Below are 13,478 nucleotides of genomic sequence, written 5' to 3'. Positions count from 1 at the left end.
GACTTGCAGTTGGCCTGAACAATGGGAAAATTGACTGCGCAAAGGAGGTGGGTCTTGGGAGAATCACGAGTCACGCTGTCGGACATCGCCCGCGAGGCCGGCGTCTCGCTGAGCACGGTGTCGAAGGCGCTGAGCGGGACCGGGCGGATGCGGGGCGAGACGCGGGAGCACATCGCGGGCATCGCCCGCCGGCTGGGCTACGACCAGGGCACGGCGCGTCGCGAGGTGCGCACGACCCGCGCCTACACGATCGGCCTGCTGACCACCGACAGCTTCAGCCGCTTCGCCATCCCGCTCATGCTCGGCGTCGAGGACGCGTTGAGCGCCGGGCAGATCTCGGTGCTGCTCGCAGACGGCCGCGGCGACCCGATCCGCGAGAACCACCACCTGCAGACCTTCCTCGCCCGGCGGGTGGACGCCGTGATCGTCACCGGTCGGCGTGCCGAGAGCAGGCCGCCGATCGCCATCTCCACGAAGGTCCCGGTCTGCTACGTCCTCGCGCGGTCGCAGCAGCCCGACGATCTGTCGATCGTCATCGACGACGAGCACGGTGGACGGCTCGCGACCTCGCACCTGCTCGCCCTCGGCCGCCGGCGCATCGCCTACATCGCCGGGCCGCAGAAGCACCTCGCCGCCCGGCTGCGCTACGCCGGGATGCTCGACGAGCTCGCGGCGGCCGGCATAGAGCCGGGCGAGGTCACCGCGATGTGGGGCAGCTGGAGCGAGGCCTGGGGGCGGCAGGCGGCCAGCATCCTCACCCGCGACGGACGGCCCTACGACGCCGTCTTCTGCGGGAGCGACCAGATCGCGCGCGGCGTGGTCGAGCAGCTCCAGGAGGACGGCGTGCGCGTGCCGGAGGACGTCTCGGTCGTCGGCTTCGACAACTGGGACGTGATGGCCCTGGCCACGCGTCCGCCCCTGACCACCGTGGATCCGCGGCTCGACGAGCTGGGACGCCTCGCCGCCGAGTCGGTCCTCGCGATGCTCGGCGGCGAGCAGCGGCGCGGCATCCTTCCGCACGAGTGCGAGCTGGTCGTCCGCGAGTCGACGTCGGTGAGCCCCGCATGACCGGGACCGACGCGACCGAGCTGCCCGACCCCCTCCTCCGGCCGGAGACGCTGCACCGGCTCTCCGAGCACGTGCACCTGATCCCCGACGGCTCGCGGCCCCGCGTCCCGAACGTCGGCATCGTCGTCGGCGACCGCCGGGCCCTGGTCGTCGACACCGGGATGGGCGCGGAGAACGGCGCGAGAGTCCTCGCCGCCGCGCGGACCGTCGCGGGAGAGCGCCCGATCCTGCTGATGACGACCCACACGCATCCCGAGCACGATCTCGGCGCCGAGGCCTTCCCCGCCGACGCGGTGATGCTGCGCGCGCGCAGCCAGGTCCGCGAGCTCGAGAGCACGGCCCCGACGGTGGCCGACGACTTCCGCGCGGCGTCGCCGCACTACCGGCGGCTGCTCGCGGGAGCGGTGTTCCGGCCGGCCGACATCGTGTTCGACGACATCCTCGACCTCGATCTCGGCGGGGTCGTGGTGCGGCTCACCGCCATGGGCACGAACCACACCGAGGGCGACACGATCGCCTTCGTGCGCGAGGACCGCGTGCTGTTCGCCGGCGACCTCGCGATGTCCGGCGCTCCGGCGTTCGCGAGCCGGCACTCGCGCATCGGGCCGTGGCTGAGGAGTCTCGAGCGGCTGCGCGCGACGACGCCCGCGATCATCGTCCCCAGTCACGGCCCGACGGGCGGCCCGGAGCTGATCGACGGCTACGAGACCCATCTGCGCCGCGTCCTCGATCGGGTGACGGAGCTGCGCGCGGGGGGAGCCGACCCGGACGAGGTCCTCCGCAGGGTCGTGGCGGAGCGGGCCGGGGACTTCGGCGACACCGGAAGGCTGGAGGGCGCCGTCCGGGCGGCCCTCCGCGAGGACGAGGACGAGAGAGAGGGCGGGAGCCGATGAGCGACGGGACACCGAGCGACGGGACGACGAGCGGCGAGACGCTTCTGCAGGGCGACGGCGGCCTCGAGCGGCTCGGCACGGGTGCCGTCTGGAGCGAGGGGCCGCTCTGGATCCCGGCCGAGGGCCGGGTCCGCTGGAGCGACATCCCGAACGACCGCATCCTGCAGTGGGACAGCGCCACGGGCGAGACGTCGGTGCACCGCGAGGGCGTCGAGTTCACCAACGGCCGGCTGCTCGACGCCGACGGTAGCGTCGTCCAGTGCTCGCACGGGCTCCGGCGCCTCGAGCGCGAGCGGCGGGACGGCACTGTCGAGGAGCTCGTCTCGACCTGGGACGGCGGCCGGCTGAACTCGCCCAACGACGTCGCGGTCGCTCCCGACGGCTCGTACTGGTTCACCGATCCCGACTACGGCATCCGCCAGCCGGCCGAGGGGTACCCCGGGGAGCGGGAGTACGGAGCGCGCTGGGTCTTCCGTTGGAGCGCCGAGGACGGCCTCGCACCGGTCGTCACCGACATCGTCCAGCCGAACGGGATCGCGTTCTCGCCCGACGGCGGGACCGTCTACGTGACCGACACCGCCCGCGGACTCGACGACGGCCCCGGCCACTGGATCCGCGCCTACGACGTGGTCGATCGGGGAGCCGGCGCCCGGGGCGGCCGGCTCTTCGCGGTGATCGAGAAGGGCCTCCCCGACGGCATCGCCGTCGACGAGCGCGGGCGGGTGTGGTCCTCCGCCGGCGACGGCGTGCACGTCTTCGACCCGACCGGCGCCGAGCTGCTCGTCGTGCCCGTGCCGGAGGTCGTGGCCAACGTCTGCTTCGGCGGACCCGACGGCACCGACCTCTTCATCGCGGCGACCACCAGCCTGTACCGGCTGCGGACCCGCACCCGGGCCGCGTGACGCCCAGGACGAGGTCCTGGATGTCGCGGCTGCGGAGGACGTTCGCTCGGTAGCGGGCACTCCCGGGCGTCGTCCGCGGAGGAGCTCCCCCGGATGTCATTCGAAGCTGCGCACCAGCTCGGCGATGCCCTCGAGTGCCGCGTCGGGCTTCCGAGCCAGAGGCGAGTCGGTGGAGACGAGTGCGATGATCCTGGCGCGTGCCGCGCGACCACGGGCGGTGATCTCGATCACGCGCTGTCGCAGATCGGTCGGTGACGCTCGACGCTCGACGAGCCCCCGCGCCTCCAGCTGGCGGCACATGAACGTGACGTTCTGGGGAGTGCACCGTGCTCGAGCAACAGCAGTGCCCATGGTGGGCGCGGGTTCGTCGGGATCGGCGCAGCGCGGTAGCCGCTTCGGCGGGGGACGGCTGCCGGCCGACCGGCTCGAGAGCGTCAGTGTGCCTCAGTGCCTCAGTGCCTCAGTTGCTCAGCGCACCAGTCGCAGCAGGGCGCGGATGTCGGCGGCGAGCAGGTCCGGCTCCTCGTGCGGGGCGAAGTGGCCGCCGCGCGGCATGCGCGTGTAGCGCACGACGTCGTAGCTGCGCTCCGCCCAGCTGCGCGGCGGATGCGTCAGGTCGGAGGGGAAGACCGCGACCGCGGTGGGCACCCGGACCCGCCCGACCCGGGCCGTCCGCCCGGTCGCGTACTCCCAGTAGGGCCGCAGCGATGTCGAGATCGAGTCGCTGAACCAGTACAGCGACGCGAGGGTGAGCAGGTAGTCGTCGTCGAAGCGGGTCGAGACGTCGCCCCCGCAGTCGCTCCACGCGCGGTGCTTCTCGAGGATCCACGCGAGCAGTCCGACGGGGGAGTCGGACAGCGCGGGCGCGAGAGTGAGCGGCCGCGTCTGCTGCTGGTGCTCGTACGCACCCTCGTCCTGGAACCACCTCCGCTGCTCCTCGACGTGCTCGCGCTCCTCGGCCGTGAGCGATGCCGCGTCCCACTGCTGCGGTGAGGCGACCGCGAGCAGGTGGATGCCGGCCACCGCCTCCGGGTGGCTCTCGGCCAGCCGCGAGGTGATGCCCGCGCCCAGGTCGCCGCCGTGGGCGACGTAGCGGGCGACGCCGAGCTCCTCGGTCATCAGTCGATGCCAGAGCTCGTGCGTCTGCTCGCCCAGGTGCGGCCGTTGCGGAGAGAAGGGGAAGCCCGGCAGCGCCGGGACGACGACCGTGGCGGCCTCGGCCGGACCGCCGCCGAAGCGCGACGGAGTCGCGAGCCGCTCGGCGAGGGGCACCAGCTCGAGCGCCGAGCTGGGCCAGCCGTTCGTCAGGACTATCGGGAGGCGACCCTCCGTCTCGGCCTCGAAGCGGAGGTAGGACAGGGGGGTCCCGTCGAGATCGGCCTGCGCCCAGGGCAGCTCGTGCATCCGACGCTCCTGCGCCCGCCAGTCGAACCCCTCGGACCAGCGCCGGGCCAGGCGCCGCAGCTCGGCCTGGTCGGTGCCCGCCGACCAGCCCTCGACGGGCCATTCCGGCGACCAGCGGGTCCTTCGTACGCGATCGCGCAGATCGGCCCACTCCTCCACCGACACGTCGGGGACCGGAGCGGTGGTCGAATCCTGCGTCATCGCTCGACCGTATCGCCAGGGGGCGGTGACCGGAGCCACCGCCCCCTCGTCCGCTCCGGGATCTCGGAGCGGGGCGGGCTACTTCCCGGAGCCGCGGTAGGCGACCGCGAAGGTCTCCCGGGTCCCGTCCGGAGCCGTCGCGGTCACGCGGACGGTGCCGGCGGGCACTCGGGACAGGTGCGTGTCGACCGACACGCTCCTCGTCCGCCCCTCGCCCAGCGCAGCGACCTTCAGGGCGCCGAACGGGGTCGGGATGCTCAGCCGGACGGGCGTGTTCCCGGTGTTGGTCGCCGTAGCGGTGAGGACGATCGATCCGTTGCGCTTCGTGCTGGTGATCGTCACGTCGACGTTCACGTCGGTCGCCGGGGCGACCACGGTGACGGCGGGGAGCACCGTGCTGGTCTCTCCGCTCGCCGCGGTGATCGAGACGGTGCCGGTGCCGGGCCCCGCGGTGGCGGCGGGCAGCGCAGCGGAGCCGTCGGCCCCGGTCGTGGCCGTGGCCGTCGTGGTGCCGTCCGCGAAGCGGGCCGGGCCGTCGAGGGTGAAGGCGACGTCCGCGCCGCCGACGGGAGCGCCGGCGGCGTTGGTCGCGGTGACTCCCAGCCCGGAGATCGCGTCCCCGGTCTCGACGGTCTGCGGGGCTCCGGTCGCGGTCAGGGTGGCGACGGCGGCCGGGTCGGTGAACATGGAGCGGTCGAGCGGGGTGAGCGTCAGGCTCTCCAGACGCGCCGTTCCTCCGCTGGCGAGGAGCGAGACGCCCTCGCTGGCGGCGTCGGGGAAGATCTGGTCCGTGATCGTCGTGATCCCGCCCTGGGCGAACGTCTCCACCGACGCCGTGTCGACGTAGAGCTCGAGGTGGAGCTTCCCGTCCTCGAGAGCCACCGGCGCGGTCTCGACCGAGGGGAAGTCGGCGTCGAAGCCGACGTCGCCCGAGCGCGTGCGGTCCACGCTCAGCTGACCGGACGCGACGTCGTAGGTGATCGGAGTGCGCTGGCTGCCGTCGGCGGAGTTGCGGACCGAGAGGCCGAAGGACTCGGCGTCCCCGGCGCTGAGCACGGCGTCGAGCTTGTACACGCTGCCGTCGGCTGCTGCCGGCAGCGCGGTCTCGCCCTCGATGATGTCGGTCGCGCCGAGCGTGACGGCGTTCTCCGTCTGCTCGAGGTCGGCCGTCTGATCGACGACCTTCTGCACGAGCTTCGGAGCGCCGTCGACGCTCTGCAGGGCGAGCTCACGCGGCAGGGCCATCGCTCCGCGCCACTGGCCGGTGGGGATCTCCTCGCCGTACTGCCAGTTGTTCATCCACGCGATCATGATGCGCTTGTCGTCCGGCGCGTTGTCGAAGGTGACTCCCGCGTAGTAGTCGCGGCCCCAGTCGAGCCAGTCGTAGTCGACGAGGCGGCTCTGCGCGGGCTCGTCCGAGAGCATGAACTGGTCGGCGAGGATGTGGCCCCAGCCGGAGCGGTTGTTGTCGACGACCTGGAGGTGCGCAGTGCGCCCGCCGAGGTCGCTGACGTCCCACGAGGTCCAGTCGAGCGTCTCGCTGTCATTGCCGGTCGCCGTGCGGACGACGTCGCCGTCCACGACGAGGTTCACGCTCGTCTCGCTGGAGCGGACCTGCGCCGGGGTGTCCGCGAGCACGAGGTGATCGAGCGTCAGGTGCCCCCAGCCACCGGTCGCGTCGTCCACGACGACGATCCGCGCCGCCTTCCCCTGGTAGGCCGAGACGTCCCAGCTCTTCCAGTTGAGCGCGCCGTCGTTGCTGCCGGCGGTGGTCTCGACGACCTCTCCGTCGACGACGAGCTGCACCTCGAGGGTCTGGGCGTCGCCCTCGGGGCGGAATCCGCCTCCGACGAGCATGCTGAGGTGGCTCTTGTCGATCGTGAACTCCGGTGAAGTCAGGGTGCCGAGGTTGTCGTCGCCCTTGGGCCCGCCGTCGTAGGTGTTGATGCGCTTCTGGTCGAGGAAGAACTCGCCGCCGCTCGTGGAGGGGTTGGTGCCGTCGGCGAGGTCGCCGGTCAGCGTCCAGCCGTTGTCCGCGAGGCTCTGCTGCTCCGGGTACTCGAAGCCGTCGAAGAGCAGCTCGCTCCCGGCCGGCGGGTCGTTGGCGAGCTGCGTGCCGTCCACGTGCGGGTGGTTCCCGCCGCCGACGAGGAGGTTCAGGTGGTCCTGGTCGAGGGTGAAGTCGGGCGACTCCATCGTGCCGACCGGCCAGTCGCCGTCGTTGAAGCCGTTGATGAGCCCCGCTCCGGCGAAGCCGGTGACCGTCTGCTGGCCGTCGATCGGACCGGTGGCGGGGGTGGCGCCGAACGGCCCGTTCTTCCAGTTGCCGGGCTCGTTGTTCACAGTCCAGCCGTTGTAGGTGCCGTCGTCGAAGCCGGCGAGTGTCGTGCCCTCGGGGAGGGTGTCGGAGCCGACGGTCGACTCGGAGGTGAAGGTGGTCCCGTCGAAGTCGCCGACGAAGTACTGGCCGCCGGATCCGCCGCCCACAGCACCCGGGTTGAGGTTGACGACCATGACCCACTTGATGTTCGAGGGGTCGCCGTCCACCGCGAGCGGGAACAGGTCCGGGCATTCCCAGACTCCGCCGGTCGCGTTCGCCGGGCCGAACTCGCTGAGCTCCGTCCAGTTCTTCAGGTCGGTCGACTTGTGCAGGAGGACCTTGTGGTCGTCCGCCTCGACGGTGACGACGACCCAGTACGACGACTCCGGCGTGCCGCCGTCGTACCAGAACATGTGCGGGTCGCGGAAGTCGTTCTGGTCGCGGTCGATGACGGGGTTGCCGTCGTACTTGGTCCAGGTCTGACCGGCGTCGATGCTGTAGGCGAGGGCTTGAGCCTGCTCGCCCGTCTTGTAGGCCGCGGTGTACATGGCGACCAGGGGTGGATTGTCGGCGGTGCCGAATCCGGAGGTGTTGTCCTTGTCGACCACGATCGAGCCCGAGAAGATGTCGGACTCGGCATCGCCGGGGATGGCGAGGGGCTGCTCGGTCCAGTGCGTCAGGTCGGGGCTGGTCGCGTGGCCCCAGCTCATGTTGCCCCAGCGCGTGCCCTGCGGGTTGTACTGGTAGTAGAGGTGGTAGACGCCCTGGTAGTAGACGAGACCGTTCGGGTCGTTCATCCAGTTCTGGGCCGGCGAGTAGTGGACGGCGGGGCGGTAGGCCTCGGAGGCGGGGTCGAGGGGTGCCGCCGAGACGGCGGAGACGGAGAGAGCTCCGCCGGCCAGGCAGAGCGCCGCCGCGACAGCGACGAGCCCGCGGCCGCGACGCGGCCTCGGCGGGGAGGAGCGATGAGGAGATAGCACGGAAGTGACGCCCTTCGTTGCGCGTGCCACCGGAGTGACAACGTTGTCAGTACGAACGGGAACCTACGGTCTGTCCTCCGGACAATTCAAGGGCGTCTGAGAAAGTCACCGGAGCGACGGCCCGATCGGGGCTGCTCCTCGACGCCTCGGGGCCCGGGCGGCTCCACGGCGTCAGGGACGCGGGGGGATCTCTGCAGATCCGCGGGCGATCAGGGTGGTGGGGATGACGAAGGTCTGCGCGGGCGCATCCTCGCCGTCGAGGCGGAGGAAGACGCGTTCGGCGGCGGTGCGCCCGATCCGGGTGGGGTCCTGGGCGATGACGGAGACGGCGGGGTGGAGCAGCTCGGCGAGGGGGATGTCGTCGAAGCCGATCAGGGCGACGCGACCGTGCTCCTGGCGGCGGCGGAGAGCGGCGAGCACACCGATGGTGATGAGGTTCTGCCCTCCGATGACCGCGGTCGGCGGCTGATCGAGTCCGAGGAGCTCGAGGGCGGTCTCCTCGGCGGCGAACTCGTCGTGAGCGCCGTGCCGCACCAGCTCGGGGACGACGGGGAGGCCGAGGCGCCCCATCTCCTCGAGGAAGCCGCGCTCGCGCTCCCGCGCCGTGAAGATCTCGGGGCGGTCGCCGATGAAGGCGATGCGCCGGTGCCCGAAGGAGGCGAGATGACCGACCGCGCGCGCGATCCCGGCGGCGTTGTCGGTGATCACGGCATCGGCCGCGATGCCGGTCGGGACGCGGTCGACGAAGACCGCAGGTGTGCCACGATCGACCTCGACACCGAGGTAGGCCTGGCTCGGGGCGACCGCCGTCAGGATGAGCCCGTCGACGCGGCGCGACACGAAGGCGTTCACCGACGACCGCTCGCGCGCGGGGTCGTCATCGAGGCTGGAGGCGAAGACCGCCACTCCGCGCTCGTTCGCGACGTCCTCGACCGCGCGATGCACGGCTCCCGAGAACGGGTTCGCGACGCTGCCCACCAGGAGCCCCAGGGTGTTCGTGCGGCCGTTCGAGCGGCGCAGATTCCCGGCGTGCAGATCGGGCTGGTACTGCAGCTGCGCAGCGGCGGCCTGCACGCGCTCGATGGTGGCGGCCGAGACGTTCGGCTCCCCGTTGATGACCCGGGACACCGTCTTGATGCCGACTCCGGCGAGGGCGGCGACGTGCTTCATGGTCGGGCGGCGCCCGGAGGCGAGTCCATCGCGGGGGGATGACATCGATGTCACAGTCTCATCTCACTTCGTCAGGGATGACTTGACCTTAGCGATGAGGACGCGCTAGACCTACCTCTGACATCGTTGTCGGGAGGATGCTCCCGCCCTATGAACAGGACTTTCAATGACGAACCGCTCCCCTCGTTTCAACCGGTACATCGGGCTCGGCTCGGTCGCGATCCTCGCGGCCCTGGGCATGACCGCCTGCTCCAGCTCCGACTCGGGAGGCGGCTCGTCCGACGCCGGATCGTCCGCCGGCAGCGGAGACGGCGTCGGCGTGACGCTCATCGTCAAGACGACCACCAACCCGTTCTTCGTCGCCATGGAGGACGGAGCGAAGGACGCCGCGACGTCCGCCGGCGTGAACCTGACGCTCGCCGCGGGCAAGGAGGACGGCGACGAGGACACCCAGATCCAGGCCATCGAGAACGCGATCTCCAAGGGCGACAAGGGCATCCTGATCACCCCCAACGGCCCGTCGGTCGTCGACGCGATCCAGAAGGCCCGGGACGCCGGCCTCTTCGTGATCGCCCTGGACACCGCGCCCGACCCGGCGGACGCCGTCGACATCACCTTCGCGACCGACAACTTCACCGCCGGAGAGTCGATCGGCAAGTGGACCGCCGCGCAGCTCGACGGTGAGAAGGCGACCATCGCGATGCTCGACCTCTTCGACGACAAGGTCGTCTCGGTCGACTACAACCGCGACCAGGGCTTCCTGACCGGCATGGGCATAGACGTCGCGGACGACGAGGTCAACGGCGACGAGGACAAGACCGGCAGCTACAGCGGCGGCGACTACGAGATCGTCGGCAACGAGGCCACCCAGGGCGCCGAGGACGGCGGCCGGACCGCGATGGAGACGCTCCTGTCGAAGAACCCCGACATCAACGTCGTGTACACGATCAACGAGCCCGCGGCGTACGGCGCCTACCAGGCCCTGCAGGCCGCAGGCAAGGAGAAGGACGTCCTGCTCGTCTCGATCGACGGTGGCTGCGCAGGCGTGAAGAACGTGAAGGAGGGGCTGATCGGCGCCACCGCGCAGCAGTACCCCGTGAAGATGGCGCAGCTGGGCGTCGAGGCGATCGCGCAGCTCGCGAAGGACGGCACCAAGCCGACCACCAGCGAGGGCCTGGACTTCTTCGACACCGGCTCGCAGCTCGTCACCGACACCCCGGTCGACGGCCTGGACAGCATCAGCTCCGACGACGCCGCCGGGATCTGCTGGGGCGAGTAGCCCACCGCGGGCGGGGCGCCTCCGGTGCTCCGCCCGCTCCCTCCCGTTCCCAGCGACTCCAGAAAGGCCATCGTGGCTCAGAAGACCACCGACCCGAATCCGCCGACCTCCGCACTCGATCTCGCCAGCGAGTTCCTCGACCGACGCACACCGCTGGATCGCGTCCGCGGCGTCCTGCACCGCTACCCGGCCGTCAGCCCGGCCGTCGTGCTCGTCCTCGCGATCATCGTCTTCGGACTGCTGAACGACCGCTTCCTCGATCCCTCGAACCTCTCCCTGATCACGCAGCAGGTCGCCGTCGTCGGAACGCTCGCTGTCGCGCAGACGTTGATCATCCTCACGGCCGGCATCGACCTCTCCGTCGGCGCCGTGATGGTCCTCACCTCGATGGTCATCGCGCAGACCGCGACCGAGAACGGCCTGCCCGCGATCGTCGCCCTTCTCCTGGGCCTGATCGTCGGCCTCGCGGCGGGCGCCTTCAACGGCCTGCTCGTCACGCGGCTCCGTCTCCCACCGTTCATCGTCACGCTCGGCACGCTCAACATCTTCGTGGCGCTGACGCTCCTCTACTCCAGCGGCTCGACCGTTCGCGGCACCGACATGCCCGCGCTGCTGCCCTCCACCGGCGGCACGTTCGACATCCTCGGCGTGCGGATCAGCTTCGGCGTGATCCTGATGCTCCTGCTCTACATCGTGGTCGCGTTCATCCTCGGCAAGACCGCCTGGGGCCGGCACGTCTACGCCGTGGGCGACGACAAGGAGGCCGCGCGCCTCGCCGGCATCAGCGTCAACCGCGTCCTCATGAGCGTCTACCTCGCTGCCGGCGCGATCCTCGCCATCGGCGCGTGGATCCAGATCGGCCGCACCAACGCCGCGAGCCCGAACGCCGGAGCCGACCTCAACCTCGACTCCATCACCGCCGTCGTCATCGGCGGGACCAGCCTCTTCGGCGGCCGCGGCACCGTCTGGGGCACCCTCCTCGGCGCCCTGATCGTCGGCGTCTTCCGCAACGGGCTCTCCCTCGCCGGACTCGACGTCCTCTACCAGACCCTCGCCGTAGGCGTGCTCATCATCGTCGCCGTCTCGGTCGACCAGTGGATCCGGAAGGTTCGCAAGTGACCCTCATCGACCCCGCGGGAACCGCCCCCGCCGACACCCGCACCCCCGTGCTGCAGGCCAAGCGCCTCGTCAAGACCTTCGGCCGCGTGGTCGGTCTCGACGGCGTCAGCCTCGAGCTCTACCCCGGCGAGGTCCTGGCGATCATCGGTGACAACGGCGCCGGCAAGTCCACCCTCATCAAGTGCCTCACCGGCGCCGAGATCCCCGACGAGGGCGAGATCCTCCTCGACGGCAGGCCCGTGACCTTCAAGCGCCCGCAGGACGCACGCGGTGCCGGCATCGAGACCGTCTACCAGAACCTCGCCGTCTCGCCGGCGCTGGACGTCGCGTCGAACCTCTACCTCGGCCGCGAGAAGCGCAAGAAGGGTGTTCTCGGCTCCGTCTTCCGGATGCTCGATACGGCCGGCATGCGCAAGGAGGCCCGCGCCGAGCTGACCGAGCTCGGCATCTCCACGCTGCAGGACGTCACGGTTCCGGTCGAGAACCTCTCCGGCGGTCAGCGCCAGGCGGTCGCCGTCGCTCGCGCGGCGGCCTTCGGCTCGAAGGTCGTCGTCCTCGACGAGCCCACCGCCGCGCTCGGTGTGCGCGAGTCGAACCAGGTGCTGCAACTGGTGCGCAACCTCCGCGACCGCGGGATCCCCGTCATCCTGATCAGCCACAACATGCCGCACGTCTTCGACGTCGCCGACCGCATCCACATCCAGCGCCTCGGCAAGAAGGCGGCGACCATCACGCCGCAGTCGCACTCGATGACCGACGCGGTCGCGATCATGACGGGAGCGGCCACCGCATGACGGACCCGGCGCCCCGCATCCTCTACGCCGAGTTCACCGCGAAGCCCGGACACGAGGAGACCGTCGCCCGGATGATCGCCGACCTCGGCGATCTCGTGCGCCGAGAGCCGGGCAACGTCGAATTCGTGCCGTACCGCCGCGAGGACGACCCTGCGAGGTTCTTCGTCTACGAGGTGTACCGCGACGAGGACGCCTTCCAGTCGCACATCTCCGCCGACTACGGAGCGGTCTTCAACGAGAAGCTCGGCCCGCTGATCGTCGAGCCGCACTCGCAGCTCACCTGGCTCCAGCCGGTCTGAGCGCCCGCCGGAGCCGCCGGAAGAGCACCGTCCTTCCCTCGGGAGGCGGTGCTCTTCTGTGCCCGGGCCGCCCCGTCCGGCCTCACCGCGAGCGGACCGCGAACGCCTCCCCCGGAGCGACGACCCGGATGCGCGACGGATTGACGATCCGCGACCAGAGCGTCGCGGGGTCGCCGTTGAAGGGCGCGAACTCGGGGGAGTCGACCGAGCCCCAGTGGTGGAGGACCAGGTCGGCTCGCGGGTACGCGTTGGCCATCTCGACGGCGCCGTCGAGACCGAAGTGCCACTCGCTGTCGGAGAAGTCGAAGAGGAGGACGTCGGGCTCGGGCATCGTGAGGTGGTGATCGCGGATCAGGCGGGAGTCGCCGGGCGCCCAGACGACTCCGTCGGGAGTGCGGATCCAGAAGCCGCAGCTGTCCTCGTCGTGGAACGTCCGGCCCCGGTGGTCGGGCTGGGCGTTCTGCCAGGCGTGGTCGGCGGGCAGCACGGTCACGTCGACGTGGTCGCCGACGGAGAAGGCGTCGCCGATGTCGTGGCCGGTCCCGGGGATCCCCTCCTCCTCCATCACGGAGGCGACGTACCGGGTCGAGTGGAACGCGGTCGTCACCCGCACCAGCTCACGGCAGCTCGGGATGCTGAAGTGGTCGTTGTCGGCGTGGGTGACGAGGATCGCGTCGACGCGCGGCACGTCGTCGACGCGGAGCGGGATGTCGATGAGCAGCGGCATGTCGAAGCTGTGCAGCACGGGGTCGATCAGGATCGCGGTTCCGCGGCTGGTGAGGAGGAAGCCGGCCATCCCCAGCCAGCGCAGAGTGGTTCCGGCGCTCTCCGCGAAGGCGTCCTCGCCGATCCGCACGCTGGGAGGGGCGACCGCCTGGCGGTCCGGTCGTGCGTCGCTCATCGGGTGCTTCTGTTCGTCGAGTCCACCCCTCGAGTCTCCCCTTCCCGGGGACGTCCGCGGGGATCCGCCGTTCACGACCGACCGTAGGCTCCGCGGCCCCGGCCCGGGGTGCCCTGCCGGTGCACCTCTCGAGAGGGCATCCCGCCGG

At 70.9% G+C, this 13,478-nt stretch carries 12 protein-coding genes; 7 read left to right on the top strand and 5 right to left on the bottom strand.

Annotation, left to right across the window (positions count from 1 at the left end; translation table 11 throughout):
- Positions 1–54 precede the first annotated feature (54 nt).
- The 3 genes from ASG06_RS04445 to ASG06_RS04435 are packed head-to-tail and all read left to right on the top strand — an operon-like array spanning position 55 to position 2,863.
- A complete protein-coding gene (locus ASG06_RS04445) occupies positions 55–1,068 on the top strand; it encodes a LacI family DNA-binding transcriptional regulator (protein WP_197409356.1) in 1,014 nt (337 codons plus the stop codon).
- Positions 1,065–1,961 (top strand): MBL fold metallo-hydrolase, encoded by an 897-nt coding sequence (locus ASG06_RS04440; protein ID WP_056039033.1) that lies wholly within the window; start codon positions 1,065–1,067, stop codon positions 1,959–1,961. The genes ASG06_RS04445 and ASG06_RS04440 overlap by 4 nt, the downstream gene beginning before the upstream one ends.
- Positions 1,958–2,863 (top strand): SMP-30/gluconolactonase/LRE family protein, encoded by a 906-nt coding sequence (locus ASG06_RS04435; protein ID WP_056039031.1) that lies wholly within the window; start codon positions 1,958–1,960, stop codon positions 2,861–2,863. The genes ASG06_RS04440 and ASG06_RS04435 overlap by 4 nt, the downstream gene beginning before the upstream one ends.
- Positions 2,864–2,959: 96 nt before the next feature.
- Here ASG06_RS04435 and ASG06_RS04430 read toward each other — a convergent pair whose 3' ends face one another.
- From ASG06_RS04430 to ASG06_RS04415, 4 genes are all read right to left on the bottom strand, one after another.
- A complete protein-coding gene (locus ASG06_RS04430) occupies positions 2,960–3,214 on the bottom strand; it encodes a MarR family transcriptional regulator (protein ID WP_082498930.1) in 255 nt (84 codons plus the stop codon).
- Between the two features lie 117 nt (positions 3,215–3,331).
- Complete coding sequence (locus ASG06_RS04425; protein ID WP_056039018.1) at positions 3,332–4,468, bottom strand: epoxide hydrolase family protein; 1,137 nt, start codon at positions 4,466–4,468, stop codon at positions 3,332–3,334.
- 78 nt (positions 4,469–4,546) lie between these two features.
- Positions 4,547–7,585: a GH32 C-terminal domain-containing protein gene (locus tag ASG06_RS04420; protein WP_156465909.1), complete on the bottom strand. Its 3,039-nt coding sequence runs from the start codon at positions 7,583–7,585 to the stop codon at positions 4,547–4,549.
- A gap of 354 nt (positions 7,586–7,939) precedes the next feature.
- Positions 7,940–8,983: a LacI family DNA-binding transcriptional regulator gene (locus ASG06_RS04415; protein WP_231727609.1), complete on the bottom strand. Its 1,044-nt coding sequence runs from the start codon at positions 8,981–8,983 to the stop codon at positions 7,940–7,942.
- A gap of 121 nt (positions 8,984–9,104) precedes the next feature.
- Here ASG06_RS04415 and ASG06_RS04410 point away from each other — a divergent pair, with 121 nt between their 5' ends.
- From ASG06_RS04410 to ASG06_RS04395, 4 genes are all read left to right on the top strand, one after another.
- Positions 9,105–10,217 (top strand): substrate-binding domain-containing protein, encoded by a 1,113-nt coding sequence (locus tag ASG06_RS04410; protein ID WP_056039012.1) that lies wholly within the window; start codon positions 9,105–9,107, stop codon positions 10,215–10,217.
- 72 nt (positions 10,218–10,289) lie between these two features.
- Positions 10,290–11,336, top strand: a complete 1,047-nt coding sequence (locus ASG06_RS04405; protein ID WP_056039010.1) for an ABC transporter permease — start codon at positions 10,290–10,292, stop codon at positions 11,334–11,336.
- Positions 11,333–12,130, top strand: a complete 798-nt coding sequence (locus tag ASG06_RS04400; RefSeq protein WP_056039006.1) for an ATP-binding cassette domain-containing protein — start codon at positions 11,333–11,335, stop codon at positions 12,128–12,130. The genes ASG06_RS04405 and ASG06_RS04400 overlap by 4 nt, the downstream gene beginning before the upstream one ends.
- Complete coding sequence (locus ASG06_RS04395) at positions 12,127–12,429, top strand: putative quinol monooxygenase (protein WP_056039003.1); 303 nt, start codon at positions 12,127–12,129, stop codon at positions 12,427–12,429. Before ASG06_RS04400 ends, ASG06_RS04395 begins: the two co-directional genes overlap by 4 nt.
- An 82-nt stretch (positions 12,430–12,511) precedes the next feature.
- Here the strand turns inward: ASG06_RS04395 and ASG06_RS04390 are convergent, their stop codons facing one another.
- Positions 12,512–13,330, bottom strand: a complete 819-nt coding sequence (locus tag ASG06_RS04390) for an MBL fold metallo-hydrolase (protein WP_056039001.1) — start codon at positions 13,328–13,330, stop codon at positions 12,512–12,514.
- Positions 13,331–13,478: the final 148 nt, after the last annotated feature.

It is taken from the genome of Rathayibacter sp. Leaf185 (assembly GCF_001423885.1).
In the GTDB taxonomy this organism is placed as follows: domain Bacteria; phylum Actinomycetota; class Actinomycetes; order Actinomycetales; family Microbacteriaceae; genus Rathayibacter.
This window is presented reverse-complemented; position numbering and strand designations above follow the sequence as displayed.

Excerpts from the sequence above, each read along its gene's own strand:
- ASG06_RS04410 (WP_056039012.1), top strand. The coding sequence starts at position 9,105 with ATGACGAACCGCTCCCCTCGTTTCAACCGGTACATCGGGCTCGGCTCG.
- ASG06_RS04390 (WP_056039001.1), bottom strand. The coding sequence starts at position 13,330 with ATGAGCGACGCACGACCGGACCGCCAGGCGGTCGCCCCTCCCAGCGTG.
- ASG06_RS04420 (WP_156465909.1), bottom strand. The coding sequence starts at position 7,585 with ATGAACGACCCGAACGGTCTCGTCTACTACCAGGGCGTCTACCACCTC.
- ASG06_RS04395 (WP_056039003.1), top strand. The coding sequence starts at position 12,127 with ATGACGGACCCGGCGCCCCGCATCCTCTACGCCGAGTTCACCGCGAAG.
- ASG06_RS04415 (WP_231727609.1), bottom strand. The coding sequence starts at position 8,983 with ATGTCATCCCCCCGCGATGGACTCGCCTCCGGGCGCCGCCCGACCATG.
- ASG06_RS04425 (WP_056039018.1), bottom strand. The coding sequence starts at position 4,468 with ATGACGCAGGATTCGACCACCGCTCCGGTCCCCGACGTGTCGGTGGAG.
- ASG06_RS04435 (WP_056039031.1), top strand. The coding sequence starts at position 1,958 with ATGAGCGACGGGACACCGAGCGACGGGACGACGAGCGGCGAGACGCTT.
- ASG06_RS04440 (WP_056039033.1), top strand. The coding sequence starts at position 1,065 with ATGACCGGGACCGACGCGACCGAGCTGCCCGACCCCCTCCTCCGGCCG.
- ASG06_RS04430 (WP_082498930.1), bottom strand. The coding sequence starts at position 3,214 with ATGGGCACTGCTGTTGCTCGAGCACGGTGCACTCCCCAGAACGTCACG.